Below are 5571 nucleotides of genomic sequence, written 5' to 3' on the forward strand. Positions count from 1 at the left end.
ATGTTGCGCTTTTTAGTGACGCCCCTTCAGGGGTAGCTGATGAGGCTTTGATTGCAAAGGTTCAAACAGCCCTTGATGAGCTCCATGTTAAAATGACCAATGACCACATCTTTGTGAAAAGCGCGGTACAGCGGATGATCGATGTTTCGGCTGATCTTTGGTTGTTACCGGATGAAGGCTCCTTTGTTTTGGAAAGAGCGGAGCAGAATTTAAGAGCAGAATGGGCGCGTGCGCAAAGGCTTGGGCGTGATCTCTCAATAAGTTGGATACTAAGCCGCTTGATGGTTGAGGGCGTTCACCATGTGAACATAACGCAACCGTGCAAGGATATTCTGGTCGCACCTGATGAAGCGGTGGCACTAGGGGAAATTGCCTTATCATTACGGGGGCGTGCTTATTGATGACCTCGTTGTTATTGCTGCTTAATTTCAGCCATTATTTTTCTGAAAAAGAAGCTTTATAGGGAGAAGAGCATACGTGGAGCAGAGTGTAAAACGAACAAATACATATAACTGATCCAGTAATGTTGACAATAATCGCTAAATATGTTGCACTGATTACTTAAACAAATGGCTAGATTTGCTTTTATTCTCGGAGATAAGTGCTACTGTTGATGAGATAGAATGCGGATGAGGGAATTATCAGTTAAGGGATTAAGAGTAATGGGGGGAAAAAATAATTGTCAAGATTTGAGTTATTTTAGAATCGCTGTATTCGGTGTGATTATTATGATTTTGGGGATGGGGATTGGGCGATTTTTCTATACACCGGTATTTCCAGTTATGTTGGATGAAGGATTGTTTACCTTTAATCAACTTTCTTATATAGCTAGCGCTAATTATGGCGGTTATTTAGTTGGGAGTATGTTTTTTTCGTTTTGCAGAGTTGGGAATATATCCCGTGCTCCCTACATGCTATCTGGTGCAGCTATAGTGACGAGCGCACTTATTTTTGCTATGGCGTTAACAACAAACTTTTACTTGGTCTTCTTGATCCGCTTTGCTGCTGGTATAGCGAGTGCGGCAATGATGATTTTTGGTTCTATTACGGTTATGCAGCATAGTCACAAGGTGTGGGTTATTGCTTCGCTCTATGCAGGTGTAGGAGTTGGTATTCTACTGGGTAATGAGTATGTCATTATTGGTTTGAGTAAATCGCTGAACGCGAAAAATATTTGGTTTGGAGCTGGTTTAATATCTGTTATATTGTTGCTCTTGTTGTTTATTTTATTTCCACGTCGTGTTGATGCGTCTCAATTTTCTATTAATGAGTCATTGGCACACGAAAATATCGCTTGGTGGGAACTCGCTCTGATTTATGGGCTCGCTGGGTTCGGTTATATTATTGTCGCGACATATCTTCCTCTGATGGCGAAAACATTTAATTTCCCACTACTCGCTAACCACTTATGGTCGTTTGTCGGAATAGCCATTGTTCCTAGTTGTTTCATTTGGTTATGGGGAGCACATCGGTGGGGGGTATTACGTTGTCTGATGCTCAATTTGCTTATCCAAGGAGGATGCGTATTACTGACATTATTTAGCCAGTCTCTTGTACTGATAGTTCTCAGTTGCATAGGGTTTGGATTTACTTTTATGGGGACGACTTCTTTAGTTATGCCGTTAGCTAAGCGTTTGTACGCGCCGTATGGCATAAATCTGCTGGGGTTGGCTACCTTAACTTACGGTTTTGGCCAAATATTAGGACCTCTCTTGACGAGTTTTTTACAGTTTAGTTCACATACCATTGCGCTTTCCGTTATCTGTGGGGCTGTAGCGCTTTTTGCCGCTGCTGGAATCTGTCAATATTGTCTTTGTAAAAAGGTAGTTGGCGTTTCATAACCCCGCAATCTTCACTAAAAAGTTGAGAGAATTTATTAAGTTCTTTTTGAAACATTTTGTGAAAGTCAAATTATTCTAATAGGGGAGATTACAGAATGCTTCACTCTACAGTTGCTATTTTGGGTGTTGGTCCTCGTGGGATCAGTATTCTCGAACGCTTACTCACGCTTTATTACCATTATCCATTTTCTGGGAACATTGATATTTTATTGATTGATCCCAATGAGATGGGAACCGGTACCCATAGTGTGCATCAGCCAGATCATTTATTGGTTAACACTGTAGCTTGTCAGATTACTTTATTTGGTGATGATACAGTTAAGGGTGTAGGGCCTATTCGTAAGGGGCCGAATTTCTATCAATGGGCTATTCAACAAGGTTATCGGAATATTAACGGTGTTTTTTCTCGTACAGAGCATAATGTTGGGAGAGCAATAAAAGAAAATGATTATTTATCACGTCGTTTGTTAGGTGAATATCTGTCTTGGGCTTACCAAGAGCTCACGCAAGATTTACCTTCCGGTATTCGTATTAAGGAGATCCGCCAAAAAGCTATCAATCTCCATATTCACCAAGACAATAAAACGGATGTTCTTTTGGAAGATGGCTGTCGTTACAGTGTAGATTTTGTTTATATTACCACTGGTCACGGTAAGAATATATATTCATCGCATGATGAAAATCTGCAACAGTTTGTGGCTGTTCATCAAATGAAAAACCCGCTTTTGAACTATTATTCGAATCCTTATCCAATTGAACAGTTGGACTCTATACAAGCTCAGTCTCGTGTGCTGGTGCAGGGAATTGGATTAACTAGCTATGATGTTTTGTCGCAATTGACTTACGGTCGCGGTGGGACTTTTACTGAAAATGCTGGACAATTGCACTACATATCAAGCGGCAAAGAACCTAAGATAGCTCTATTCTCCCGTCAAACATTGCCTTTTAGTAGTCGCGGGATTAATCAAAAGGGTGGTAGTGGGCAATACATACCATCATTCCTTACTCTCGATGCAATACATCATCTGCGTAAGCAGTCCAGCATTGCTAACGGTTCTCCGCAGCTGGATTTCGAAACGCAGCTTTTACCTCTGTTGCTTAAAGAAATGTGTTATGTCTATCGAAGTGTGCAGCTAGGGCACTGGCTAGACCCTGAATCCTATATTGTTACTTCCAAAGACGAGCAGTGTATTCAAGCGTTGCTGTATCCTCATCGAAATAAAATATTCGCCTCTCTGAATGATTATACAAGATTCTTCATTGAGCATTTGAGGGAAGATCTTCATTCTTCCGCTGCAGGTAATGTTGATGGTCCAGTGAAAGCTGCTACAGATGTGCTACGAGATGTCCGTGATATCTTACGTGCAGCAATTGATTTTTGCGGATTAACGTCTTCATCTCACAAGTACTTTATTGAATATTTCAATCCAAACTTCAACCGTATTTCTGTTGGCCCACCGATGCAGCGAAACCAAGAGTTGAAGGCACTGATGGAGGCTGGTATCGTGACTTTGGCTGGCGGACCTTCACCTAAACTTGTTCTTAATGCTAGTACCAGCCGTTTCGAAATTCAGTCTGTTTTTCAAGATGAAAACAGTTCAGTTGATGGAGATGTGCTGATTAAGGCCAAAATTGATAGTTTTTCTCCGTTGCGTGACGAGTCTCCTTTTATCCAAAATTTGGCTGCTCAGGGCATAATCCGACCATTTATCAACCAAGGATATCATCCTGGTGGTATTGATATTGACTGTCGGCAGCATCCTATAGATACTAAAGGACAAATACAAAATACATTATGGGTGGTAGGTAATCCAGTAGAGGGTCCCAATTTTTATACATATATTTTGCCTAGGCCTTTAGTTAATTCGCGTGCATTGCGGGATGCAGGGCGCTGTGTCATTGATATGTACGAGCAGCTTCTTAATCGCCACTCAGTCAAAGATTCAACAATTAGTGTACATTGATGATATAAAAAGCTTCCTGATACGCATGTCCTCTGTATCCGCTATAATGGCGATGCTGATGCTATTTATTTTTCTTATATCTATCTCAATAAGAACTTGGTTTCTTATTCCATTGGCTGGAGTGACTGTTATCGGTTATTTGCTTTTGACGATACCATATTGGTGGTTGAAGGGTAATGCACGCAGTGGTGTGGCCATCCTGTTGACTTGTACTTTAGTGCTGATATGGCGTTGGCACTTTCCTGATGTTAGTACTGTGCTTGTGCGTTTTGCTGATGTCTTTTGGCTATTACTCGCCATGGGATTGTTGCGGTATGTGATGAATATATGGCGTATTTCAGAATTTGTCTCTGAACGGTTGATGCGTTATGGAAAGGGTTCGCTTACCCTGTCCATCGCGATATTGACTGCGTTTCTAGCTTTGCCGATGAGTTTGGGGGTTATCCCCCTAATGATTGATGCCTTGAAGCAAAGTGTTTTCCCTTCTCGCCATTTGGCCGCTATTGTGATGCGAATGATGAGCATCACGACGGTACTGATGCCGACCACCATTGGTGCAGCAACAGTTTTCGCTGCTATGCCTAGAACATCAATATTCACATCCGCTGCTTTGGGGACACCACTTTTTCTATTCAGTCTGTTGTTGTTGTGTATTTCTCCTGTTGTACCGCTAGCTAACCCGATTATTTGCGATGAGAGGAGAGCGAATAAAGAAGGAGCGAGAGTAAGAGTTTGGATTTTTTTGATATTTTTCTGGCTAACATTTATCGTTGCGTTGACAGTTATCAGGTTGAATGCACTAGAAAGCGTTGCATTGACGGCGAGCATTCTATATGTCATTGAGCGTGGGAGTTCACGCAGTATTGATTTTTTGACTCCTTTGGTGGCAGTGATATGCAGTATATCAAGTGAAATTATGTTGTTGCTAGGTTGTAGTCTGCTAATATCTACTTGTGATTTGCTTATTCCTTTGTTGCCGGTGACGTTTAGTGACTCATTGGCATCTATCTCTGTTTGGCAGCGCTATGCTTGTATTCTATTCGTATTGCCAATTTTCAGTGTAGTAGGAATTCATCCTATGGTGCTATTTAGTTTGACATTTCCCTTACTAGGGTCATCGATGGCTTATGGGGTTACGGATTATTTGGTTTGGATTTGCTTATTTATTGCAGCTCAACTCCTTTCTCCTGTATCAATAAATGCTATTTTTGCTTCCAGTAGCCTGCATATTTCACCGGTGGATACGAGCTTTAAAATGCATAGTTATTATGTATTAATGTTTAATCTTTTTGCGTTCATTTATTTGAGCTTTTCTATTCAATATTTATAAATTATGGAGATCTTATGCCTTACATAAACATTAAAATTACTAATGAAGGGGTTACCTCTGAACAGAAACGGCAACTAATAGAAGGGGCAACTCAATTATTAGTTAATATTCTGAATAAAAATCCCAAAACAACTGTTGTAGTGATTGATGAAGTCGAGACAGACAATTGGGGTATTAATGGTGTTCCCATTACAGAATTAAGGAAAGATCAAAATAAAGAATAACTCTGTGTATTTGACAATAATTTAAGGTCAATATGGTTAATTAATGTAAAAAATCCCGTCCTTTAGCAACATTTGATCAGAGCGCTATTGGGGCGGTTGTTACAGCCCCTGATGCTGACAACCAAGTTTTCCCCCTCGATGAGCCTGTCCTTATTTTTAGCCATGAGACAGAAAAAATCCAAAAGCTTGGGGCAAGAGGCACGGCTCTTGAT

At 40.7% G+C, this 5571-nt stretch carries 4 protein-coding genes and 2 pseudogenes; all 6 read left to right on the forward strand.

The window, feature by feature from the left end:
* Positions 1 to 401: pseudogene (locus tag ACFIJ0_RS06030) on the forward strand (baseplate assembly protein); the annotation flags it as partial.
* 228 nt (positions 402 to 629) lie between these two features.
* Positions 630 to 1841, forward strand: a complete 1212-nt coding sequence (locus ACFIJ0_RS06035; RefSeq protein WP_375624303.1) for a YbfB/YjiJ family MFS transporter — start codon at positions 630 to 632, stop codon at positions 1839 to 1841.
* A 95-nt stretch (positions 1842 to 1936) separates the two neighbouring features.
* Positions 1937 to 3805 (forward strand): FAD/NAD(P)-binding protein, encoded by a 1869-nt coding sequence (locus ACFIJ0_RS06040; protein WP_375624305.1) that lies wholly within the window; start codon positions 1937 to 1939, stop codon positions 3803 to 3805.
* Between the two features lie 58 nt (positions 3806 to 3863).
* Positions 3864 to 5135: a hypothetical protein gene (locus ACFIJ0_RS06045; RefSeq protein ID WP_375644046.1), complete on the forward strand. Its 1272-nt coding sequence runs from the start codon at positions 3864 to 3866 to the stop codon at positions 5133 to 5135.
* Between the two features lie 14 nt (positions 5136 to 5149).
* Entirely contained in the window at positions 5150 to 5359 is a 210-nt protein-coding gene (locus ACFIJ0_RS06050) for a 4-oxalocrotonate tautomerase family protein (protein ID WP_330167992.1), read from the forward strand.
* A gap of 47 nt (positions 5360 to 5406) precedes the next feature.
* Positions 5407 to 5571, forward strand: a pseudogene (locus ACFIJ0_RS06055) (phage tail protein); the annotation flags it as partial.

The organism is Bartonella sp. OC68QHHN, from assembly GCF_042193875.1.
Classification (GTDB): domain Bacteria; phylum Pseudomonadota; class Alphaproteobacteria; order Rhizobiales; family Rhizobiaceae; genus Bartonella; species Bartonella grahamii_A.

Excerpts from the sequence above, each read along its gene's own strand:
- ACFIJ0_RS06040 (WP_375624305.1), top strand. The coding sequence starts at position 1,937 with ATGCTTCACTCTACAGTTGCTATTTTGGGTGTTGGTCCTCGTGGGATC.
- ACFIJ0_RS06035 (WP_375624303.1), top strand. The coding sequence starts at position 630 with ATGAGGGAATTATCAGTTAAGGGATTAAGAGTAATGGGGGGAAAAAAT.
- ACFIJ0_RS06045 (WP_375644046.1), top strand. The coding sequence starts at position 3,864 with ATGCTATTTATTTTTCTTATATCTATCTCAATAAGAACTTGGTTTCTT.
- ACFIJ0_RS06050 (WP_330167992.1), top strand. The coding sequence starts at position 5,150 with ATGCCTTACATAAACATTAAAATTACTAATGAAGGGGTTACCTCTGAA.